The sequence below is a fragment of the Amycolatopsis sp. QT-25 genome, from assembly GCF_029369745.1.
Taxonomy (GTDB): domain Bacteria; phylum Actinomycetota; class Actinomycetes; order Mycobacteriales; family Pseudonocardiaceae; genus Amycolatopsis.
This window is the reverse complement of sequence record NZ_CP120210.1, coordinates 3,839,104-3,858,084: the sequence shown is the minus strand read 5'-3', so window position 1 is coordinate 3,858,084 and position 18,981 is coordinate 3,839,104. Positions and strand designations below refer to the sequence as shown.

The window sequence follows — 18,981 nt, the reverse complement described above, 5'->3', positions numbered from 1 at the left end:
TCGAGATTGGAGGTTACACACCGCGCCTGTGCGTGTGCGTGGCAATGGGTGTTTCCCGCGCGGTACCACCGGGCAACGCGGCGAGCAGCGACTTCGTGTAGTCGTGTTTCGGGTCCAGCAGGACCTCCTCCACGGTACCGACCTCCACCAGTTCCCCGCGGTACATGACCGCGACCCGGTCGGCGATGTTCCAGGCCAGCCCGAGGTCGTGCGTGATCACGAGCCCGGCGAGACCCAGCTCACGGCGCAAGCGCAGCAACAGCGCGAGGATCTCCCCTCGCACCGAAGCGTCGAGCGAGGCCACCGGTTCGTCGGCCACGATCACGCCGGGGTCCAGCGCCAACGCGCCCGCGATGACGACCCGCTGCCGCTGCCCGCCGGACAGCTCGTGCGGGAGCCGGTCGAGGAACTTCTCCGCGGGCCGCAGTTCGGCCGCTTCGAGTGCCTTGAGGACGAGGTCGTGCTCGTTCGCGGTCATTCCGTGGATGCGGGGACCTTCCGCGACGGCCTCGTACACCGTGTGGTTCGGGTTCAGCGCGCTCGTCGGGTCCTGCAGCACGAGCTGGACCCGCCGCCGGTACGCCTTGAGCCCGGCGCCGCCGAGCGGAACCGGTTTCCCGGCGTACCGCACCGCGCCGGAGTCGGGTTTCTGCAGCCCGAGCAGCGTGCGGGCCAGCGTCGTCTTGCCCGAGCCGGACTGGCCGACGAGCGCGACGATCTCGTCCTTCCGCACCTGGAGGCTCACCCCGGCGACGGCGTCGATCCGCTTACCGGTGCGGTCGCGGAAACTGACGCGCAGATCCTCGGCCTCCAGCAGTGCGGGCTGGTCGCCACTGCGTTCCGGTTCGGGCGGCAGCGGCGTGCTGGTGGCCGGCGCGAACCGCGACACCGGGTCGCCGACGGTCGGGAACGCGGCCGCCAGCGCCTTGCTGTGCTCGTGCCGCGGCGCGTTCATCAGCTCCGCGCTCGGCCGTTCCTCGACGATTTCGCCGTCGTACATCACCGCGATCCGGCGGCAGGTCGCGGCGAGCACCGACAGGTCGTGGCTGATCATGATCAGCCCGATCCCCTGTTCGGCGACCAGCCTGCCCAGCAGGTCGAGCACCTGTGCCTGGACGACGACGTCGAGCGCGGTGGTCGGCTCGTCCGCGATGATCAGCCGCGGCGCGCAAGCCAGCGCCATCGCGATCATGACGCGCTGCTTCTGACCGCCGGACAGCTCGTGCGGGTACGCCCCGGCGCGGCCGGGCGGCAGGTCGACCTGTTCGAGCAGTTCCTTGACCTTGGCCTGGATCGCACCGTCCGACAGTGCCTTGCCGCCGGGCGGGTGCAGGCGGATCGGCTCGGCGATCTGCTCGCCGATGCGGCGGACCGGGTTGAGCGCGTGCATCGCGCCCTGGAACACGACCGAGGCCTCGGCCCAGCGCACCGCGCGCAACCTGCCCCACTTCATGGCCGTGACGTCTTCGCCGTCCAGCAGGATCTCTCCGCTGACCTTGGCCGAACGCGGGAGCAGCCGCAGCACGCTCATCGCGACCGTCGACTTCCCCGACCCCGACTCCCCTGCCACTCCGAGGGTGTCGCCGGGTTCGAGCACGAGGCCGACCCCGCGGACGGCGGCGACCTCACCGCTTCCGGTGGTGTAGGTGACGCCGAGGTTCTTCAGTTCCAGCAAGGGGCTCATGCGTGCTGTCCCTTCAGGCGCGGGTTCAGCACGGTCTCCAGCGCGCGTCCGACGAGGGTGAAGGCGAGAACGACCACGACGATCGCGATACCCGGCGGCAGCAGGTTCCACCAGGCGCCCTTGCTGATCGCGCCGTTGTTCAAGGCGGTCTGCAGCATGGCTCCCCAGGAGACGGTGTTCGGGTTGCCGACCCCGAGGAACGCCAGTGTCGCGTCCGCGATGACCGCGTTGCCCACGACGAGTGTGGTGTTGGCCAGCACGAGCGGCATGACGCCGGGAAGGACGTGCTTGCCGACGATGTGCAGGTGACCGCCGCCGAGCGCCTTCGCGCGCTCGATGTACGGACGGCCCTCGATCGTGAGGGTCTGCGCGCGGACCAGGCGCGCGGTGCTGGGCCAGGCGGTGACGCCGATGGCGATGATCACCGTCATCGTGCCCTGCTCCAGTACCGAGGCGAGCGCCACGGCGAGGACGAGGGACGGCAGCACCAGGAAGAAGTCCGTGAACCGCAGCAGCAGCCCGGACAGCCAGCCGCCGAAGTGCGCGGCCGCGATCCCGATGAGAGTGCCGATCAGCACCGAGAGGAACGCCGCCGAGAAGCCGGTGAGCAGCGAGATCCGTGCGCCCCAGAACGTCATCAGCAGCACCGAACGGCCGTCGATGTCGGTGCCCAGCCAGAACTCCCCGCTGGGTGGGTCCAGTGAAGCGCCTTCGGCCTTGGTGACATCGAGGCCGGATTCGTCCGAGATCACCGGCGCGAGGACGGCCAGCAGCGTGAGGAGGCCGAGGAAGGCCAGCCCGAAGACGCCGGCCTTGTTCGTCCTGAACTCGTGCCAGCGCTTCGCCACGGCCTCACGGCGGCGGCGCCAGACGATCGAACTCGGTTTTTCCGCTGTGGTCATGCCGTCCGCACCCTCGGGTCGAGCACGCGGTAGAGCAGCTCCGCGAGCAGGTTCATCAGCACCACCGCACCCGCGAGGGTGACGAAGACCCCTTGCAGGACAGGCAGATCAGGCCCACGGAGCGCTTCGTAGAGCAGCTGCCCGAGGCCCGGCCAGCTGAACACGGCCTCCACCGAGACCGCGCCCGAGACGACCATCCCGAACTGCATGAAGACCAGCGTCACCGTCGGCAGCAGCGCGTTGGGCACGGCGTGCCGCTTGCGGACGAGGTCGTCGCGCAGCCCCTTGGCCCTGGCGGTGGTGAGGTAGTCCGAATTCATCTCGCCGATCAGGGACGACCGCATGACCAGCATGTACTGCGCGTAGAACACCACCAGCAGGGTCACGCACGGCAGTACCAGATGGTGGAGCACGTCGAGCCCTTCGCTGAAGAACCCCGGCTCGACATCGGGGGAATGCATGCCACGGCTCGGGAAGAGACCGTTGCCGGCCACCAGCAACATGAGCCCGAGCCAGAACTGCGGTACCGACCACAGCGTCAGCGCCAGTCCTGTTTGGACCTTGTCGAACCTGCTCCCCCGGCGCCAGCCCGCGCGGACACCGAGCCACAGGCCGAGCAAGACGGCGAGCACGGTCGCGCTGCCGACCAGCAGGATCGTCGGCCACAACCGCTCGCCGACCATGTCGAACACCGGGCGCCGCTGGAGGTACGAGACCCCCATGTCGCCCTGGAGCAGACCGGCGACGTAGTCCCAGAACTGCCGCAGCAGCGGCTTGTCCACGCCCATCTGCGCACGCAGTTCGGCCATCATCTTCGGGTCGGTCGGCCGGTCGCGGACCATGAACCGCACGGGATCGCCGGGCAGCGTCCGGAACAGGAAGAACCCCAGCACGACGACGAGCGCGAGGCTCGCCAGCGCGCCGCCGATCTTGGAGAGCACGAACCGGGCGGTGCCGGTCCCACCCCGGCGCTCGCCGGGATCGACGAGCGCCGGGGTCTGGTCGAGGGAACTGAGTGCTTCGGTCAACGCGGTCCTTTGGCGTTTGTCGGTGAACTCGCGTCCGCGATCGCGTCGGCAGGGCACGACCAGGTCGTCCCTGTCACCGTGAGCAGGGAGGGCGCCTTGCCACCGCGATAGCGGAGCCGTCGGCCAGGCGGGTTCACGCTTCATGTCCCTTTCTCGGAGAATGTGCCGGCTTCGCCGACCGGCTCTTACTCCCGGTCGTCGGCCGACTTGCCGCGCCGCCCGAGCAGCACGCCGCCACCGACGAGCACCACGAGCACGACCGCGCCGATGCCGATCCACAATCCGGTGTTGCTGTTTTCCTCGGCACCCGCGGCGGCCGTGTCGGCCGGAGTGGCGCCGTAGACGCCCCAGTAGCCGGACTGCTCGAGGATCGCGCCGTCGGGCTGCGGCTGTTTGGTGAACGAGGAGAACTTGTCCGAGCGGTAGGCCTCGAGCACGTTGTCGTAGTCCAGGACGACGTCGACGTACTCGCCCGCCAGCACGGCCTGGGCTTGCTTGACCAGTTCGGCGCGCTTGGCGGGGTCGAACTCGGTCAGCTGCTTCTTGTACAGGTCTTCGTAGCGCGGGTCGCAGAAGTACGTCGACGAGCTGCCGCCGTTGCCTTCCGCGTTCGGACGGCCGGCGCAAGTGTTCAGGCTCAGGGCGTAGTCCGGGTCGGGCGAGGTGCCGTAGCCGGAGATCGCGAGGTCGTAGTTGCCCGCGGTGGTGCGGTCGTCCAGCTCGTCGTCGGAGACGAGTTCCTGCTTGACGCCGATGCCGATGTCCTTGAGCCAGCCACTGACGAACTGCGCGGTGCGCTGGTCGAAGGGCCGGTTCGCATGGCCGGCGAGCCGGAATTCCAGCTTCGCGCCGCCGGGGGCGACCCGGATGCCGTCCGCGCCCTTGGCGTAACCCGCCTGGTCGAGGGTGGCGTTCGCGGCCGCGATGTCGAACTTGGTCTTCTCGGCCTCGGACGGAGTCCAGGTGTAGGCCTTGTAGATCGCGGGCACGACCCCGGTACCGGGCTGGCCGTAGCCGTTCATCACCTTCTGGACGATGGTCTCGGTGTCGATGGCTTGCGCGATCGCCTTGCGGACACGGACGTCCTTCAGGATCGGGTTGCCGTCACCGATCGGCTGGTCGAGGACGTTCTTGACGCCGAAGTTGATGATCAGCTCGTTGTACCGGCGGCCCGGCGCCTTGTTCGTGGTGATGTTCTTCTCGCCCTTGAGCGCGTCGAACTGCGTCGGCGTGAGCCGGTTGATGACGTCGACCTCGCCCTGCTTCAGCGCGTTGACGGCGGCCTCGGCGTCCTTGAACTGCAGAAGCTGCAGTTCGTCCACCTTGGGTGCGCCACGCCAGTAGTCCTTGTTCGCCTTGAACTTCACGAACTCGTTCTTCTTGTACTCGGTCAGCAGATAGGGGCCGCTGCCGACACCGACGACGGCCATCTCGTCGGTCGAGGGGGCGTTGAGGTCCTTGATCGGCTCCCAGATGTGCTTGGGCACGATCGGGACGTCGAGCGAGGTCATACTCGACTGCGGGGCCTTGGTCTTGAGGACGAGCGTCTTGTCGTCCGGCGCCGACACCGACGCGAAGTTGGAGACGTAGCTGCCGTTCGCGGTGCGGGCGTTCTCGTCGTCGAGCATCCGCTGGAAGGTGTACGCCGGGTCCTGCGCGGTCACCGGTTTGCCGTCGGACCACTTCATCCCCTGACGGATGGTGAAGGTCCAGGTGAGTTTGTCGTCCGAGGTCTTCCACGACTCCGCGACGCCACCCGTGGGCTGAGTGTCCTCAGCCGAAGGCAGGGTGAGGAACTCGTAGGTGAACCGGCCGACCTGGGTCGACGCCGCCAGCTGGGCGGTGAAGGGATTCAGGTGGTCGATGCCGGTCGTGAGCGCCACCCGGAGGACCTTGCCCTGCTGCTGTGCCGCCGCGGCGGGCACGAAAGGCACCGTCGCGACCGCCGAAGCGGCAAGGACCGCGACCACGCGAAGACCGCGTCGTCGCTTCGGAAAACGCTCAGTGCGCACGAAGACCACCCCATCGAAACTCGCTGTGTCCCAACCCCTGAGGCGGAAAAGTAACCACATGTCGCGGTAACCGCGCAATGACTGGCCAACACCGATGGTGCGCGGCGGATGTCGTCGCGTGGCCGGCAGCTACTTTACGTCCTATCACAGTTGCGTTGAGTCACCGTTCTGTCGCGCGAGGCGATGACACGGGCACTGTCCTGGGCATTCAAGGGAAGCGTGCTTGCAGAACGCTTGCGTCCGATGATGCTCAATCGATACGTGCGGCGAAGTGTGAGCGAAGCGATTCGTCACCTACTTGCGGTCGGGCAGGCGCAACCATCGCAAGTAGGTGACGAATCGCGGGAGGGGGTCAGCCCACGGAGACCTCACGCCGCCGCGCGGTGGCCGCGGCCGCGTAGAGCCACGCGAACAGCGCCCACATGCCGGCGAAGATCAGCCCCACGGTCACGTACGCGACCGTCCACAGGACGGCGGGCGTCTCCGACTTCCGTTCCCGTTGCAGGAACTCGATCTCGGACATGAACGGGCGGGTTCCGGACGCCGCGTCGATCGCCGGGGCGTTCGCGGCCGGGTCGGCGGGCGCGTAGATCGGGGCGAGCCCCATCACCCGATTCGGGACATGCACGCGGATCCCGGTCTTCCACTGCCCGAACACCGGCAGCGGCTGGACCGTGCGGTACACCCCGTCGCCGATCTTCTCCAGGGGCGCGGTGAAGAAGTCGCCACCCTGCCAGGCGAAACCGTTCAGCCACACGGCGTCGTCGGCGAGCTCGGGACGGGAGATCGTGACGGTCGCGTCGACCCATCGGGGCAGGCCACCTCCGTGCGGGTTCGAGATCGGCAGCCCGGCCGCGGCCTCGGTCAGCCTGACGTCGGCGGTGAATCCGGCAGCCGGATCCTGCGGGACGGCGACGGCCGACATCAGGGCGACCGCGCCCAGCGCGCCGACGAGTCCGACCGTGTGCCGAGGGCCCGTCGCGGGCACCTGTGTCGCCGTCTCCTCCACCCGTTGGTACTGCCAGACACCGATGAACGCGCCCGCCAGGGCGGCGCCGGTGCCGAACAGGACGAACAATGGCAGATGGGAGACCGGCCACGGGTTCGGCATCAGCCATCGGGTGAACGCCGCCTCGGCGAGCATCCCGGCCGTTCCCACGAGCAGACCGGCGACGACGGCGAAGGGGTAGCCCTGACGGCTCCGCATCGCCAGTGCGACGACCTCGATGATCACCGCTTCGGCGACGTACGGCAGCAACGAGGCCACGTGCAGATCGGCGAACAGCGGGATGACGGTGAACGAAGCACGGGAGGCGAGAAAGACCGCGACGACGATCAGTGCGCCGCCAGGACCCCACGACAGCCGTCCGTAGGTCAGCGTCCAGGCGCCGATCAGGCCGACGAGCACGACCTGCGACAGCATCGGGAACTGCGGCACACCGAGGTCGAACTCCATGAGGAACGCCGAAGCGCCCATCATCCAGGCACCGGCGAGCACCGGGCCGAGCAGGCGCACGACCGGCCCGGTCGCACCGACCTGCCGGGCTTCGCCGAGCAGCAATTGCAGCCCCAGGACCACGCAGACACCGCCGCCGATCATCAGGACATGCGTCGGCCCCCATTCGGTGACGTCCTGGCCGAACAACCGGTGCCAGACGTCGTCGAGCGGGAATCCCGCGATACCGACCAGTCCGGTCGCCATCATCTGGATGGATCCCATCGGTGCCCGCCAATGCGGACCGATCTTGAACGTGCGCTTGGGCAGGTTCTTCGTCGCCAGGGTCGCGCTGAGCACGCCGCTGGCGAAGATGCCCATCAGTCCGAAGTAGATCGGGAAGTGCGACGGGTTCGCGAGCGGACCTTCGTCGCGGCCGAGCTCCATGTGGATCGGCACGTCCCAATAGACACCGATCAGCGCCGACATCCCGGAAAGGAACGCGACGAACATCGGCAGTGCCGCCCAACGCGGCAGACCGCTGAAGTCACCCATCCAGTCGGCGACACGGCCGATGACGGTCCGCTTCCCCGCACGCTCGCGGAGCACGAAAAGGGCCAAGGGCAGGAAGACCGCGGTGAACATCAGGCCCGCGATGACGATCTGCCCGAATTGTGCGCCGCCGGCGGGCGGGCTCTCCTGAGCCATGAACACCGTGCTCGCCTTCCTGCTAACCTAAGTAACTGTTACCTTGGGGTAACACGATAGAGGCATGGCTCCGGCCAGGCAAGCCGGGGCGTACGACTTGGAGGGACCTCGATGCGGAGGAACGGCGGAATCTGCGGGATCACCGTGGCCGCACTGCTGGCCGTGACCGGCTGTTCGGGATCGCCCGAACCGGCGCCGGGCACGGGTGCCCGGACCGTGCAGTTCTCGATCACCGAGGGCAAGCGCACGGCGGGCCCGGCGGAGGTCGCGATACGCACCGGCGAGAACGTCGCGCTCGAGGTCACCTCCGACCAGGCGGACGAACTGCACGTCCACGGCTACGACAAGGCCGCCCAGTTGGCCCCCGGGGTGCCGGGAACGGTCGCCTTCACCGCGAACGTCGACGGAATCTTCGAGGTGGAACTGCACAAGAGCGGCGCGGCGGTGACCAAGCTGCGGGTGAGCGGATGATCCTGGCACACGGTCTCGGTGGCCGCTCCGATCTGCCGGTGCCACTGTGGCTCGCGCTCTACGCGGGAGCGGGGGCCGTCGTCGTCTCCTTCTTCGCGCTCACCGTGCTCTGGAAGGAGCCGAGGCTCCGCGGCGCCGACGCCGGCCGCGCACTTCCGCTCTCCCTGCAGCGGTTCGTCGACAGCACGTTCTCGCGGGTCGTGTCGCGCGTGGCCGGCGTGGCGCTGTTCGCGGGCTTCCTCGCGATGGCGTGGGCCGGGCCGGGCAGCTCGGCCGACAATCCGGCTCCAGCGTGGTTCTACGTCTGGTTCTGGGTGGGCTTGGTCCCGCTTTCGCTCCTGTTCGGCCCGGTCTGGCGGCGACTGAATCCACTGAGGACGATCGCGTCGCTCATCCCCGCGCGGCGTCGCGAACTCCCGGACCGGCTGGGCTATCTGCCCGCGATCGTCGGTCTCCTGGCGTTTCTCTGGCTGGAACTGGTGTTCCCGCATTCGGATTCGCCACGAGCGATCGCTTTCTTCTGCACCGTATATGCCGTTATACATATTGCTTTCGGCGTGGTGCATGGTCCGCGCTGGTTCGACCGGGGTGACGCTTTCGAGGTCTACGCGCGCCTGATCGCGGCCTTGTCCCCGTTCGGCAGACGCGGTGACGGGCGGCTCGTGGTCCGGAATCCGCTGGACGGCCTGCTCACCATCGCCCCCGCGCCGTGGCTGACCGCGCTGATCCTGGTGGTGCTCGGTTCGACGGCGTTCGACGGCCTGACCCGGCTCCCGTTCTGGACGTCGCTGGACGCCGGCGTGCTCGGTGGCACCGGCGGGCTCGCGGCCTGCATCGCGCTCACCTACGGCGCGTACGCGGGCGCGATCAGCCTGACCAGGCCGTATCTGCGACGAGGTTTCGACCCCTATCCCGCGTTCGCGCCGTCGCTGGTCCCGATCATGGTCGGCTACACGGTCGCGCATTACTTCTCGTTCGCCGTGTTCTCCGGACAGCAGGGCTTCGGCCGCGCGATCGACTACACGGTCGTCTCGACCGGCGTGATCGCGCTGGTGCAGATCGCCGGCATCGTCGTGGGACACGTGCTGGCCGTGACCTCGGCGCATGACCGTTCCGTCGGTGTGCTGCGCGCGAACTACGTCAAGGTGGGGCAGTACCCCATGCTGGCGCTGATGATCGGCTACACCGCGCTCGGGATCGCACTGGTTTCCGGCTCATGACCGTCGCGGCGCGGGTGATGATGATGCACCAGGGCGGCTGGGACGAGATCCTCATCTTCGTCGGCCCCGTGGTGATCATCGGGCTGCTCGTCCACGTCGCGCGCAAACAGGTCCCGACGACGCCCGAAGAAGACGACGACTAGCCTGCTCACGCCGCCGAGAAGCACCATCCCCGCCGACTCGGTGACCTCCCCGCGGGTACGGCCATCGTGGTCGGCGGCCACGAAGCTCGCGAGCACGGCGAAGTTCCGTGAAGGCCTCCTTGAGGGACTCTGGGTCCCTCAAGGAGGCCTTCACGGACTGCCGGAGGAACGGGTACGCCTACTGCTCCGCACCAGCGTCATGTCCTTCTCCCGCACCGGTTCCTGGCAGTGCGCGCAGACGGTCTCCGGTGCGAGGACCTCGCCGCACGAATGGCGCCACACGGTCGGCGGCGGCCCGTCCGTGACGTACCGGTCGCCCCACGCCATGAGGTTCAGCAGCACGTGGTCGAGCGCGTGCCCCGCCTCGGTGAGCACGTACTCGTAGCGCGGTGGATGCTCCTCGTAGAGCCGTTTTTCGAGGATTCCCGCCTCGACGAGCTTGCGCAGCCGCGCGGTCAGGATGTCCCGGCTCGCCCCGGTGTTGCGGACGATCTGGTCGAACCGCCGTGCCCCGAAGAACACCTCGCGCAGCGCGAGCAGGCTCCAGCGCTCCCCGATCACCTCCATCGCGTTGGCGATCGAGCAGTCCCTCGGCCCTTCGGTCATACGACCAGCGTAAACCCAGTGAGTCTTGATTTCCAACCCACCCGATGCGACAGTGAGTTGGAGATTCCAACTCACCACTGGAGGCAGCCGTGCACGACGCGGTCATCGTCGACGCCGTCCGTACCCCGATCGGCAGGGGCAAGCCCGGGGGCGCCCTGCACGAGGTCCATCCCGTCCAGTTGCTCGCCCATACGGTGCGCACGCTCGTCGAACGCAACGGACTCGATCCGGCGCTGATCGACGACGTCATCGGGGGCGCCGTCGACCAGGTCGGCGAACAAGCCCAGAACGTCACACGGTGGGCCGCACTCGCGGCCGGGCTGCCGGAGACCGTGCCCGCGACCACCGTCGACCGGCAGTGCGGGAGCAGCCAGCAGGCCGTGCACTTCGCCGCGCAGGGCGTGATGGCCGGCGCGTACGACGTCGTCATCGCCTGCGGTGTCGAGTCCATGAGCCGCGTCCCGATGTGGTCGAACGTGCTGCCCGGTACCGATCCCCTCGGCCCCGGCGTCGCCGCGCGTTATCCGGAAGGCCTGGTATCCCAAGGGATCAGCGCCGAACTCATCGCCGCCAAATGGTCGCTCAGCCGCGCCGCGATGGACGAGTTCGCGGTGTCCTCGCACCGAAAGGCGGCGCGGGCGCACGCGCTCGGCCGGTTCGCGAGCCAGATCGTGCCGATCGAGACCCCGTCGGGCCGGGTCTCCACCGACGAGTCCGTCCGGCCGGCCACCGACCTCGCAACGCTGGCCAAGCTGCGCCCGGCGTTCCAGGAGCAAACGATCTCGGAGAGATTTCCGCAGATCGACTGGTCGGTGACCGCGGGCAACAGCAGCCCGATCAACGACGGCGCCTCCGCCGTGCTCATCACCTCCAGCGAGACCGCCGTCAGACTGGGCTTGCGTCCGCGTGCCCGCCTGCACAGTTTCGCCGTCACCGGCTCCGACCCGCTGCTCATGCTCTCCGGCGTCATCCCGGCGACGGAGAAAGTGCTGCGGCGCGCCGGTCTGCGCCTGGAAGACATCGGCCTGTTCGAGATCAACGAGGCGTTCGCCAGTGTCGTGCTGGCGTGGCAGCAGGAGACCGGCGCCGACCCGGCCAAGGTCAACGTGCACGGCGGCGCGATCGCGCTGGGCCATCCGCTCGGCGCGAGCGGGACCCGGCTGATGGGCACGCTGGTCAACGCGCTGCACCATCACGGCGCCCGCTACGGCCTGCAGGCGATGTGCGAAGGCGGCGGCCAGGCCAACGCGACCATCCTGGAGGCGCTGTGAGCGATCGGCTTCCCGAGAAACTGGCGAGCCATCCGTCCGTGCGGGCGGTGCTCGCCCAACCGCGGGACAAGCCGTCACCGGTGATCGACGCCGGCTGGCTCAAGGAGATCTGTCTCGCCGCCGGTGCCGACGACGCGGCGGCCGTCCCGCTCGGCCATCCGGAGCTGGCGGGCGAACGTGAACACGTCCTGCGCGCACTTCCCGGTACCAAGACCCTGGTCTCGCTCGTGGTGCGGATGAACCGGGACGACGTCCGCTCCCCCGCCCGCAGTGTCGCCAACCAGGAGTTCCACCGCAGCGGCGAGATCATCAACGAAGCCGGGCACACGATCGTCCGGACGCTGCAGGACGCCGGGTACCGCGCGATCAACCCGTCGGCGACGTTCCCCATGGAGATGGAGCACTATCCCGGTCGGATCTGGGTGGTCGCGCACAAGACCGTCGCCGTCGCGGCCGGACTCGGCGCCATGGGACTGCACCGCAACGTGATCCACCCGAAATTCGGCAACTTCGTGCTCCTCGCGACACTGCTCGTCGACGCCGAGGTGTCCGGCCACGGCGAACCCCTCGAGTACAACCCCTGCCTGGAGTGCAAGCTGTGCGTGGCGGCTTGCCCGATCGGGGCGATCTCGAAGACCGGCGAGTTCGACTTCCTCGCTTGTTCGACGCACAACTATCGCGAGTTCATGAGCGGCTTCACCGACTGGGCGCAGACCGTGGCCGACAGCGAGGACGCCGCCGACTTCCGGTCCAGGGTGACCGACGCGGAGAACGTGTCGATGTGGCAAAGCCTCGCGTTCAAGCCGAATTACAAGGCCGCCTATTGCATGGCCGTCTGCCCGGCGGGCGAAGACGTGCTCGGACCGTACCTCGACGACCGCCGCGGTTTCCTCGGCACCGTGGTGAAACCGTTGCAGGACAAGGTGGAGCCGCTGTACGTACGAGAGGGTTCGGCGGCGCAGGCCTACGCCGAGCGCCGGTTCCCCCACAAGCCGGTGAAGAAGGTCGATGGCGGCTACCCGAAACGGCCCTGAGCCTCGCTGTCACATCGCCGGGTCCCCATCCGTCAGGGTTGCGACCGAGCGATGAAGGATGGGAACCGTGGACGAACACGACTGGCTGGCGCGACGCTTCGAAGGGCACCGGACGCGGCTGAGGGCGGTGGCGTACCGGATGCTCGGTTCGCTCAGCGAAGCGGACGACGCGGTGCAAGAGGCCTGGCTGCGGCTGAGCCGGTCGGAGTCCGGTGACGTGGACAACCTCGGCGGCTGGCTGACCACCGTCGTCGGCCGGATCTGCCTCGACATGCTGCGCTCACGCAAATCGCGCCGGGAGGATCCGTTCGGCGCGCAGCTCCCCGACCCGATCATCGGTCGCGAGGACGGGATCGACCCGGAACACCAGGCCCTGCTGGCGGACTCGGTCGGCTTGGCGCTCCTGGTCGTTCTCGACACCCTGGACCCCGCCGAACGGCTCGCGTTCGTGCTGCACGACATGTTCGCCTTGCCGTTCGACGAGATCGCGCCGATCGTGGGCCGGTCCTCCGCGGCGACCCGGCAGCTCGCCAGCCGCGCGCGGCGTCGCCTGCAGGGCTCGCCGACGACCCCGGACGCGGACCTGAGCCGTCAGCGGGCAGTCGTCGACGCGTTTTTCGCGGCCGCGCGGGACGGCGACTTCGACGCGCTGGTTTCGGTACTGGACCCGGATGTCATCCTCCGTGCCGAGGGCGGCGCGGCCCCGGCGGGCACCACGCGCTTCGTACGCGGCGCGGCCGCGGTCGCGGGCCGGGCGCTCGTGTTCCGGTCGGCGGGCACCGGCGGGGTACCGCGACCCGCCCTGGTCAACGGCGCGGCCGGAATGGTCGCCACCTCGGACGGCGTCCCGACGACGGTCTTCGCCTTCACCGTGGTGGACGGGAAGATCGCGGCGATCGACATCCTCGCCGACCCGGACCGCCTCGCCGCGCTCGACTTCGAACCGCTCGGCTGAACTGTCGGGAAGGGTTCGTTCAGGGATTCCGTGTCCTGCACGAACCCTTCCCGACGTGCGCGCTGCCGGGCTCAGGAGGTCGGGAAGTCGTCCGCGGTGCGGACGCGGTCCCGGATCCAGACCCCGGCGGGCTTCAGCGGAGCCGTGCCGGTGAACGAGCTGCCCGAACAGGTGCCCGGCTTGAACACCGCGCCCGAACGGCTGTCGTCGGAGAAGTTCCAGTTGGTCCAGCTGATCTTCTTCGACGCCAGGAAGTCCAGGTACTTCTGCGAGTTGGTGAAGTCGTTGCCGCCGTCACCGCTCGCGGTCTGGGTGCCGAACTCGGTCACGAACAGCGGGAGCTTGCTCGCGGCCCGGCTCAGCGCGGTGAAGTACTCCGTTTTGTGCGACGCCGCGTAGAAGTGGAACGTGTACATGAAGTTGGTGGCGCGCACCGGGTTGTCGACGATGTCGGTCTCGTTGCGGCCGTCGGAGACGCCGAGCGAACCCCAGCCGTGGGTGCCCACGAGCACGACGCCGTCGGCGTCCTGGGCGCGGATGACCGGGATCATCTGTTCCGCGTAGCTGCGCACGCGGTCCCAGCTGACGTTGTTGGGCTCGTTGGCGATGTCGTAGATGATGTTGGTCTTGTCCTTGTGCCGCTGGGCGACTTCGGTGAAGAACGTCTTGGCGCGGCTCAGGTTCGCGTTCGGATCGCCGGGGGTGAGCTGGTGCCAGTCGACCAGGGCGTACATCCCGCGTTTGGTGGCTTCCTCGATGTAGGAGTGCACCATGTCGGTGAACTTGCGCGGGTTGGTCTCGTAGCCGCCTTCCTGGATGTACATCGAGATCCGGAGGACGTCGGCCTTCCAGTCGTTGGCCAGCGCGTCGAGTGAAGCGGTCTTCACACACTGGCTGTACCACTGGATCCCGTGGGTGCTCATGCCACGGAGCTGGATCGGCTTGCCGGCGGAGTTGCAGAGCTGGAGGCCGCAGACCTTCAGCTGTCCGTTGACGGCCGCCGGGCTGCCCGGCGGCAGCGCGACGGCTGCCTGCGTTGCGGGGGCGGTGCCGGTCTCGGTCGCCATCGAGGTGCTCGCGGCCGCGACCGGGGCCAGCAGTCCGGCGGCCAGTGCGGCCGTCACCCGGAGACGGATCTTGTCCCAACGCATTCGGCTTCTCCTCTCGCGTCGACGGCACCGGCGTCGGCGCGCCGACGGTCAGGGCGGCGGAATTAAATAGGAAACTTTCCTTACTATCGGAAAGTAAAGGAGAGATTACCCACGGGATCGACGGACGGTCAAGACCTGACCACCCACGGTTTCGGCGACCTCGGGCATCCTCGGAGCGTGACGACCATCGTGGCCTTCCACGCCCACCCGGACGACGAAGCCCTGCTGACCGGCGGCACCCTCGCCCGCGCCGCCGCGGACGGGCACCGAGTCGTGCTCGTGGTCGCCGCCATCGGCATGAAAGGCCCGGAACCTTCGCGCCGGGCCGAACTGGAGGCGAGCGCGACGGTGCTGGGTGTCGCGCGAGTCGTACACCTCGGATATGCCGGCAGCGGCCACGGCGCGATCCTCTGTTCCGATCCTCCGGGGTGGGTGCGCTTCGTCCGCGCGAGTACCGACGAAGCGGCCGCCCGGCTCGTGGCGATCCTGCGCGAGGAGAAAGCGTCCGTACTGCTGAGCTACGACCGGAACGGCGGCTACGGCCACCGAGACCACGTCAAGGTGCACGAGGTCGGCAAGCGCGCGGCGGGACTCGCCGGTGACGTCCGGCTGATGGAGGCCACGATCCCCCGCGACGCCGTCGCGCGCCTGGTGCGGATCGTGCGCCTGTTCCGGATACCGTTCCGCTACGACATCGACATGCTTCTCCGCGCCTACAGCGCGAAGTCCGAGATCACCCACACCTTCGACGTCCGGCGTTTCGCGCGCCAGAAGCAGGCCGCGATCGCCGCGCATTCCACCCAGGTGAAGGGAACCGGCAGGCTCGCGCCGCTGATGCGCGTCATCACCCGGCTTCCGGCACCGCTCTTCGGCCTCGCGTTCAACCGCGAGTGGTACATCGACGCGACACCGCGCGACCCACGGCCCTGACCGGCTGGCGCGATACGCGGCGGTTCTGTGGCCTGGTCCTGGCGAGCCGGGCCACAGAACGGCTGCGCCGGTGCGCCCGGGGCGGACCGTGCGAGAGAACCACGTCGGCGGCATAGCGGGCACAGGGGTCGTGATGTCCTTTGTGGACTGATGAAGCCACGCCAGGCCCCTTCAGCGATTTCGCGTGTGCCTCCGACTTCAGACCTGGCCTCACAACTTAAGGGTGTGTCACTGCGTAACCTGCCGGTCCTGGTCGTCGACCGTGGGCAGTCGTGGCGAAGACGACGCAGCAGCGGCGGGTCGAAGACCGGCTCTGGGAGCTGATCGAACCCCTGATCCCGTCCCGACCAGCGCCGCGCGGTCCGGGTGGGCGGCCCCGGATCGATGACCGTGCCGCGCTGGAGGGGATCTTGTTCGTGCTCGACACCGGCTGCCGCTGGCGAAGACCTACCCGAGCAGCTCGGATGCGGGTCCGGGCACACCGCGTGGCGGCGGTCACGTGAGTGGCAGGACGCCGGCGTGTGGGACCGGCTGCACCAGCTCGTGCTCGACGAGCTGTCGAACATCGACGAGCTCGACTGGACCAGAGGCTGCATCGACGCGGTGTCGGTGCGGTCGAAAAGGGGGGCGAGCTGACCGGCCGCAGCCCCACTGACCGGGGTAAAGCCGGCTCCAAGTACCACGTTCCGTGCGACGCGAACGGGCTACCGCTGCACATCATGTTGTCGGCGGCAAACACCCACGACAGCATGCTGTTCGAGCCGCTGCTGGACACGAACCCGACCGTGCGCGGCCACCACGGCCGGGCGGGCCGGCCAGGATGCCGACCGGACAAGCTGCGCGCCGGCAAGGGCTACGACTACCGCCGCTACCTGACCCGCCGCGGTATCAAGGTCCGTATCGCCCGGCGCGGGATTGAGGGCAAGTCCCGCCTCGGCCGGGTCCGCGCACTCTCGTCGGGAAGTGATCAGCCGTCGGTGGGGCCGCCTCGTCAGAGGCGTTCGATGCGGTCGGCCTGCGGGCCCCGGTCGCTCTGACGCACCGCGTACCGGACCCGGTCACCCTTCTGCAGCGGCTCCGACCCCATGATCACGGACACGTGGGCGAAGAGATCGTCGCCGCCTGCGTCCGGGGTGATGAAGCCGAAGCCGCGGTCGCCGTCGTAGCGCGCGACGACGCCCTCGCCGCCTCGTACGGGCACGTCCCGCGCCGCCGGCCCCGCGGCCGCGGCAGGTGCCGACCGCCGCGGCGCCGTCTGGGGCTCGGTGCCCCGGACCAGGTGCACGTCGCGGGCCTGCGGGCCCTTGTCTCCACCAGCCACCTCGTAGGCGACGCGGTCGCCCTCCGCGAGCCACGTCAGCCCCTCGGCCAGGGCCCGGGCGTGAACGAAGACGTCCCCGGCGCCCGAGTCGGGGTTGATGAAGCCGAAGCCCTTGTCCTCGTCGTACCAGGCCACCGTGCCGTCGGCACCGTCGGCACCGTCGGCGATACCAGCCGCAGCGGGTGAGCCGGCCCCTGCTCCCAGCGGGATCACGTACCCGGCCTGCGGGCCGCGCTCGCCTTCGACGATCAGGAAGGCCACCCGCTGCCCCTCGGTGACCACGCCGCCGGTCACGATGGCGGAGCTGTGCACGAAGATGTCGGCGCCGCCGCCGTCCGGCGACGCGAAGCCGTACCCCTTGCCCGGCTCGTACCAGTTGACGGTGCCGAGCAGGCCCACGGCGCTGCCGGTGGCCGCATCGGCGGTGACGCGAACACGCAGCGCCTGGGGCCCGCGGTCGTTCTCGCCGACCTCGAACACGACGGCCTGACCCTCGCGGAGCACTTTCGCGCCGCCGTCCCCGACGATCTCGGAGGCGTGCACGAACACGTCCGGCGAGCCGTCCTCGGGCGCGAGGAAGCCGAAACCCCGTTCGGCGTCGAACCAACGGACGGTCCCTTGCGGCATAAAAGGCTCCAGGTCGAGAGGGCGGGCACTGGCCCCCAGTCTCCCTGACAGACCTCCGGTCCGTCGGGCCGGGCCCACAGGCGGGCGGTGCGGAGCCAGGGGCGGGCCGTTGGTTCACCTAGCGACACGCCGAGTTTTGAGACCAGGTCTCAGTACGCCAAGATTGCCTTACCCCTCAATAACCCGAATCGCCACTTGCGACCCCCAGGCAAAGCTCCGAAATCGGGCACACAAGGACAACCGGTGCGGCAGGGCTCGCAACACAAAACCTTGCCTCAAGAACCGTCCTTGCCACCCACTCACGAAGCCGAGCTGCCGCTCACCACCGAGGCGGACCGGCGTCCACGATCTTCTGTGAAAGTTCGAGCGGGTCGAGATGCATCAGCGACTCCATCCACCAGGTCATCCCGGCTCGCCCGAGCGCGGGCAGATCGACCTTGATCGGTTCCTCCCACGCCGGGCTCGCGTTCCCGGCGACCGCGACGTCGAAGGGGCGCCCCGGCTCCAGCCCGGCGAGACCGAGCGCACGGTAGGTCTCCGTGATCTCTTCGGCGGTCGGCGTGTGGTCTTCCGGGTTCGGGAAGATCCCGTCGCACGTCGCCGCCCGCCGGACGACGCGCGGGTTGTCGGTGGAGCTGGCCACCCAGATCGGGATCCGGAACGGCTCGGGCGGGGCCTCGGCGAGGGCGACCTGGTAGTGCGCGCCGTCGTGGTCGAACCGGTTGCCGGACCAGATCGCGCGGATGACGTCGAGGCCTTCGTCGAACATCGCCGATCGGGTCAGGAGGTCGGTCTGCTCACCGAACCGGCTGAAGTCACCGGATTCGTCCGAACCGAGCCCGGCGCCGAGGATCAGCCGACCGCCGGAGAGCCGGCTGACCGTCGACGCGTGCCGCGCGACCACCCACGGGCGCCGCCGGGCGGGCGGCGTGATCATCGGACCGAACAGCAGACGGCTGGTCGCGTGCGCGATCGCGCCGAGAGTCGTCCACGGGTCGGCGATCGGCATGGTGTCCGCGACCAAGTGGTCCCACAGGAAGAACCCGTCCCAGCCCGCCGCCTCCGCGCGCACGGCGAGGTCGACGAGCACCCCAGGTTCACCGAACGGGCCGAAAGGCGGCAGATAGACGGCATGTCGGACCGTGCTGCCGGTCAAGTCGATCATCTCCCCAACGTCGTCGTCGAAGCCCCCGGAAGGCCTCTTGTTCACGCCGTTCACCCGCAGTGGCGTCCGGAAGGTGGCGGACACCGGTGAACGATCGACGAAGTGGCCGGAGCATCGGAGAAGGTTACGCCGGGTGTTGTCCTCGGTGGCCGCCGTCTCACTATGCGCGACACTTTCGACCGTGCACGCGTCCACATCGCAGGATGACGGCTGTCCTCGGGTCACCACGCCGACGACCTCCGTCTCGTGGCCGAGCAGGCGTCACCACCGGTCGCTTCGGTGCCGAATGGGCGCACGCCGAGCCGGTGGGACGAGACC

The 18,981-nt window shown here is 68.9% G+C and carries 16 protein-coding genes and 2 pseudogenes; 8 read left to right on the top strand and 10 right to left on the bottom strand.

The features are described from left to right. Positions 1-13 precede the first annotated feature (13 nt). The 5 genes from P3102_RS17955 to P3102_RS17935 all read right to left on the bottom strand — a co-directional run bounded on the left by P3102_RS17955 (position 14) and on the right by P3102_RS17935 (position 7,769). Positions 14-1,684 carry an ABC transporter ATP-binding protein gene (locus tag P3102_RS17955; protein ID WP_276370754.1) on the bottom strand — a complete coding sequence of 557 codons (1,671 nt, stop codon included), beginning with the start codon at positions 1,682-1,684 and terminating at the stop codon, positions 14-16. Next, positions 1,681-2,586, bottom strand: a complete 906-nt coding sequence (locus P3102_RS17950) for an ABC transporter permease (protein ID WP_276370752.1) — start codon at positions 2,584-2,586, stop codon at positions 1,681-1,683. Before P3102_RS17950 ends, P3102_RS17955 begins: the two co-directional genes overlap by 4 nt. Continuing rightward, positions 2,583-3,614 (bottom strand): ABC transporter permease, encoded by a 1,032-nt coding sequence (locus P3102_RS17945; protein ID WP_276370750.1) that lies wholly within the window; start codon positions 3,612-3,614, stop codon positions 2,583-2,585. Before P3102_RS17945 ends, P3102_RS17950 begins: the two co-directional genes overlap by 4 nt. A gap of 185 nt (positions 3,615-3,799) precedes the next feature. Further along, complete coding sequence (locus P3102_RS17940) at positions 3,800-5,584, bottom strand: ABC transporter substrate-binding protein (protein ID WP_276371224.1); 1,785 nt, start codon at positions 5,582-5,584, stop codon at positions 3,800-3,802. Between the two features lie 394 nt (positions 5,585-5,978). Beyond that, positions 5,979-7,769, bottom strand: a complete 1,791-nt coding sequence (locus P3102_RS17935; RefSeq protein WP_276370749.1) for a hypothetical protein — start codon at positions 7,767-7,769, stop codon at positions 5,979-5,981. A gap of 111 nt (positions 7,770-7,880) precedes the next feature. Between P3102_RS17935 and P3102_RS17930 the strand changes: the two genes are divergently transcribed. Genes P3102_RS17930 through P3102_RS17920 form a run of 3 tightly spaced genes read left to right on the top strand, consistent with a single transcriptional unit; the run spans position 7,881 to position 9,603 of the window. Continuing rightward, on the top strand, positions 7,881-8,240 hold the full coding sequence (locus P3102_RS17930) for a hypothetical protein (protein ID WP_276370747.1): 360 nt from the start codon (positions 7,881-7,883) through the stop codon (positions 8,238-8,240). Beyond that, on the top strand, positions 8,237-9,460 hold the full coding sequence (locus P3102_RS17925) for a hypothetical protein (RefSeq protein WP_276370745.1): 1,224 nt from the start codon (positions 8,237-8,239) through the stop codon (positions 9,458-9,460). Before P3102_RS17930 ends, P3102_RS17925 begins: the two co-directional genes overlap by 4 nt. After that, positions 9,457-9,603, top strand: coding sequence for a hypothetical protein (locus P3102_RS17920; protein ID WP_276370744.1), 147 nt, complete (start codon positions 9,457-9,459; stop codon positions 9,601-9,603). Before P3102_RS17925 ends, P3102_RS17920 begins: the two co-directional genes overlap by 4 nt. Positions 9,604-9,753: 150 nt before the next feature. Here P3102_RS17920 and P3102_RS17915 read toward each other — a convergent pair whose 3' ends face one another. Next, positions 9,754-10,209 carry a helix-turn-helix domain-containing protein gene (locus P3102_RS17915; protein WP_276370742.1) on the bottom strand — a complete coding sequence of 152 codons (456 nt, stop codon included), beginning with the start codon at positions 10,207-10,209 and terminating at the stop codon, positions 9,754-9,756. A gap of 89 nt (positions 10,210-10,298) precedes the next feature. Here P3102_RS17915 and P3102_RS17910 point away from each other — a divergent pair, with 89 nt between their 5' ends. The 3 genes from P3102_RS17910 (at position 10,299) to sigJ (ending at position 13,469) form a co-directional block, all read left to right on the top strand. Further along, positions 10,299-11,480: a thiolase family protein gene (locus P3102_RS17910; RefSeq protein ID WP_276370740.1), complete on the top strand. Its 1,182-nt coding sequence runs from the start codon at positions 10,299-10,301 to the stop codon at positions 11,478-11,480. Beyond that, on the top strand, positions 11,477-12,514 hold the full coding sequence (locus P3102_RS17905; protein ID WP_276370739.1) for a (4Fe-4S)-binding protein: 1,038 nt from the start codon (positions 11,477-11,479) through the stop codon (positions 12,512-12,514). Before P3102_RS17910 ends, P3102_RS17905 begins: the two co-directional genes overlap by 4 nt. A gap of 67 nt (positions 12,515-12,581) precedes the next feature. Further along, the gene (sigJ, locus tag P3102_RS17900) at positions 12,582-13,469 is read left to right on the top strand and encodes an RNA polymerase sigma factor SigJ (RefSeq protein ID WP_276370737.1); all 888 of its coding nucleotides are present in this window, start codon (positions 12,582-12,584) and stop codon (positions 13,467-13,469) included. Between the two features lie 71 nt (positions 13,470-13,540). On the opposite strand, the gene P3102_RS17895 is transcribed toward sigJ, so the two are convergent. After that, positions 13,541-14,620, bottom strand: coding sequence for a glycoside hydrolase family 5 protein (locus P3102_RS17895; RefSeq protein WP_276370735.1), 1,080 nt, complete (start codon positions 14,618-14,620; stop codon positions 13,541-13,543). 177 nt (positions 14,621-14,797) lie between these two features. On the opposite strand from P3102_RS17895, the gene P3102_RS17890 reads away from it, so the two are divergent. After that, on the top strand, positions 14,798-15,550 hold the full coding sequence (locus P3102_RS17890; RefSeq protein ID WP_346660184.1) for a PIG-L family deacetylase: 753 nt from the start codon (positions 14,798-14,800) through the stop codon (positions 15,548-15,550). 272 nt (positions 15,551-15,822) lie between these two features. Further along, a pseudogene (locus P3102_RS17885) lies at positions 15,823-16,497 on the top strand (IS5 family transposase); the annotation flags it as partial. A gap of 44 nt (positions 16,498-16,541) precedes the next feature. On the opposite strand, the gene P3102_RS17880 reads toward P3102_RS17885, so the two are convergent. The 3 genes and pseudogenes from P3102_RS17880 to P3102_RS17875 all read right to left on the bottom strand — a co-directional run bounded on the left by P3102_RS17880 (position 16,542) and on the right by P3102_RS17875 (position 18,747). Beyond that, positions 16,542-17,270 (bottom strand): cold shock domain-containing protein, encoded by a 729-nt coding sequence (locus P3102_RS17880; protein WP_346660195.1) that lies wholly within the window; start codon positions 17,268-17,270, stop codon positions 16,542-16,544. A gap of 30 nt (positions 17,271-17,300) precedes the next feature. Further along, positions 17,301-17,498, bottom strand: a pseudogene (locus tag P3102_RS37830) (cold shock domain-containing protein); the annotation flags it as partial. Positions 17,499-17,817: 319 nt separating this feature from the next. Then, a complete protein-coding gene (locus P3102_RS17875; protein WP_276370732.1) occupies positions 17,818-18,747 on the bottom strand; it encodes an LLM class flavin-dependent oxidoreductase in 930 nt (309 codons plus the stop codon). Between the last annotated feature and the right edge of the window lie 234 nt (positions 18,748-18,981).